Raw genomic sequence first — 3240 nt, 5'->3', positions numbered from 1 at the left:
CATTGCATCCTGCTGGATCATCACAGCCAGATGCGATCCTGGGGATCGAAGGGCGAGCTGGAGATCCTGGCTGAAAGCGGCGCCGCCGTAGCGCATAGTCCGACGGTCTTTGCCCGCCAGTCCGGGCTGGCGCTTGAGGATTTTGGCCGCTACCGCGCCCTGGGTATTCCGGTCGGGATCGGCACGGACACCTTTCCCCACAACCTGCTTGAGGAGATGCGGCTTGCGATGCTGATCGCGCGCGTGACAAGCGCGCGTGTCGATGGAGCCAACATCAAGGACATCTTCAACGCGGTCACCCTGGATGCCGCGCGTGCTCTGGGCCGCGACGATATCGGCCGGATCGCCGAAGGGGCCAAGGCCGATCTTGTGCTGTTGGACCTGAACCACCCTTCGATGCAGCCACTTTCCGACCCGTTGACCAGTCTGGTTCACCAAGCCGCAGAGCGAGCCGTGCGCGACGTCTTTGTGGACGGGCGGCAGCTTGTTGATCGAGGGGTCGTACAATCAATCGACACCGAAAAGGTTTATCCGGCATTGAGCATGGCCCGGAACGCCATGGCAGAGCGCGCGGTTGAGAACGACAGGGGCAAAAGGCCATTGCATGAAATCGCGCCCTTGCCTTTGCCGGTCCGACCTTGAGCCAGGAGGAGCGGCGCATGGAAGAGTTCGATCTGGTTATTCGCGGCGGCCACCTGGTCGGGGCCACGTGTGAAGGCATTGCCGATCTTGGTATTCGTGGCAGTCTGATTGCTGCCATCGGTGAAAGTTTGCCGCGTGGCGTAGAGGAGATCGACGCGCGGGGCCGCTTGGTCTTGCCCGGCGGCATCGACAGCCATTGCCATATCGAGCAGGTAACCTCTACCGGCCTGCGCACCTCGGACACGTTCCAGTCGGCCACCCAGTCGGCGGCGGCCGGGGGCACGACGACGGTCATCCCCTTCGCCTGCCAGCGCCGCGGCCAATCGCCCGCCGATGTGCTTGCCGCCTATCGGAAGCTGGCCGAGGGTCAGGCCGAAGTCGACTATGCCTTTCATCTGATCATGACCGACCCCACTGCCGAGGCTCTGGCAGGCCTGCCAGCCTTGGCCAATCAGGGCTACACCTCGATCAAAATCTACATGACCTACGAGGCGTTGCGATTGGACGATCGGCAGATTCTGGACGTGCTGGATGCGGCCCGGCGCGAAGGATTGATGGTCATGATCCATGCCGAAGGTCACGACATGATCCAGTGGTTGACCGACCGGCTGATTTCATCTGGCCGCAGCGAACCGCGCTATCACACCGTCGCCCGCCATCCGTTGGCGGAACGCGAAGCGACCCATCGGGCAGCGACCATGGCCGAACTTGTTGATGCGAATGTGCTTATCGTGCATGTCTCTGGTCAGGGCGCCATTGATGAGATCGCCCGTGCCCGGTCCTCCGGACGGCCCATCCATGCCGAGACCTGCCCGCAGTATCTGTGTCTTACGGCCACCGATCTCGACCGGCCCGGGTTCGAGGGGGCCAAATGCCTATGCAGCCCCCCGCCTCGGGATGCCTCGCATCACGCGCGGGTCTGGCAAGCGCTGGCGCAGGGGGAAATTGACGTTGTTTCGTCTGACCATTCGGCCTTTGCCTATGGCGGCACTGAGGGCAAGCAGTGGCGCGGGTCATCGGTCCCCTTCAACGAGATACCGCAGGGCGTTCCGGGAATAGAGTTACGGATGCCGCTCCTCTTTTCCGAAGGGGTCTTGCAGGGGCGGCTGACGCTCCGGCAGTTCGTCGATTTGACATCCGCAAATCATGCCCGGCTTTACGGGTTGTGGCCGCGCAAGGGCGTACTTGTGGAGGGAGCCGATGCGGATGTGGCAATTTGGGATCCCGGGCTGACGCGCAGGGTCACGACCGAAATCCTGCACGATGGCCTTGATTACACCCCCTACGAGGGACGCACCTTGACTGGCTGGCCGGAAACCGTTCTGTGCCGAGGCCAGCGGGTCTTCGAGGACGGCGTCCTTCCAACACCATCCGGCCGCGGCACTTTTCTGGCCTGTGATCGTCCCTTTCCGCAAAAGTCGGGCAACACGATCGACCGCCTCATAAGCGAACTATTTCCCAATGACAGTGCCCGGAGAACAGCATGAAACCCATGCCCCGACGCGTGGTAATAACCGGCGCAAATGGCCTTCTTGGCCGCTCTGCGATGAGCGTCTTGGCGATGGACCATCAGGTCAGGGGTGTCGATCTAGCGCCCGTCGAAAATCTGGTCGACGCCTGCGATATCCGCGACACCGAACGGTTGGAAGTCCTGTTCAGAGATGCCGATAGTGTATTGCATCTGGCGGGGCAGGACAGTGCGGACGATATCTCGGAGACACGGTTCTTCGATCTCAACACCTTCGGAACATGGTCTGTCTGTGAGGCCGCGTCGCGGGCGGGTGTGAAGCGGCTGGTCTATTGCAGCAGCGCCAGCGTCTATGGGCTGGATCACACCAATCCCGGACTTGCGCCCCAAGCCTTGCCGGTGACAGAAGATCATCCCACCTTCCCCAGTCAGCCCTATGCCCTAAGCAAACGCGCGGCGGAGGAGGCCGTATCTGCCCTGTCCCGCAGCAGGCCCAAGATGGTCGTCAGCACGCTGCGCCTGAGCGCCGTCATCTGCGACAGCGACATTGCAAGCCTGCGCCGAGACCTCGGCGAGACACCGATGACTTGGAAAAAGCCGTTCAAGGCATCGGACAGCATGCCGGAGGGGCGCAATGACTACTGGGTTCCGCTGTATCGGTCCTACATCACCACCTTGGACGCGGCCACGGCCTTTGCTGCTGCACTGGCGATGGACCGGCCAGGCTATCACCTTTTCAATATCTGCGCCGACGACACGCTGACACCCGAACCCACATTGGCTTTCGTGACGCGAACACTGGGAAGTCTTCCCCCGGTCGAGGACGCGCAGCGTTATAGGGACAATCCTCGTTCTGCAGTGTTCTCGAACGCCAAAGCCGCGAGAGACCTTGGCTGGGCCCCCATCCGAACCTGGCGCCAGATGACGATGAAGGCGAGCTGGCCCCTCGCTGAAGATAGGGAAAAACATCATGGCTGACACCCGGATCGCCGTTGTTACCGGAGCCGCGAGCGGTATCGGATATTCGATCGCCACATGGTTTGCACGGAAGGGATGCCGTGTGGTGCTGGCGGACCGACAATCGCCGGTCGATGCCTGCGCCAAGATCAACCGTGACTATGGCCCTGAAA

The 3240-nt window shown here is 61.9% G+C and carries 4 protein-coding genes; all 4 read left to right on the top strand.

Annotated elements, in window-relative coordinates:
• Nucleotides 1–642: amidohydrolase family protein (locus WBB85_RS04250; protein ID WP_432637383.1), on the top strand; the 642-nt coding region annotated here is incomplete at its 5' end.
• A 17-nt stretch (nt 643–659) separates the two neighbouring features.
• Entirely contained in the window at nt 660–2129 is a 1470-nt protein-coding gene (hydA, locus tag WBB85_RS04245) for a dihydropyrimidinase (RefSeq protein ID WP_432637382.1), read from the top strand.
• Complete coding sequence (locus tag WBB85_RS04240) at nt 2126–3088, top strand: NAD-dependent epimerase/dehydratase family protein (protein WP_432637381.1); 963 nt, start codon at nt 2126–2128, stop codon at nt 3086–3088. The genes hydA and WBB85_RS04240 overlap by 4 nt, the downstream gene beginning before the upstream one ends.
• A partial coding sequence (locus WBB85_RS04235; RefSeq protein WP_432637384.1) for an SDR family NAD(P)-dependent oxidoreductase occupies nt 3081–3240 on the top strand: 160 nt, incomplete at its 3' end. The genes WBB85_RS04240 and WBB85_RS04235, both read left to right, overlap by 8 nt.

This window comes from Albidovulum sp., from assembly GCF_049646345.1.
Taxonomy (GTDB): Bacteria; Pseudomonadota; Alphaproteobacteria; order Rhodobacterales; family Rhodobacteraceae; genus Albidovulum.
This window is presented reverse-complemented; position numbering and strand designations above follow the sequence as displayed.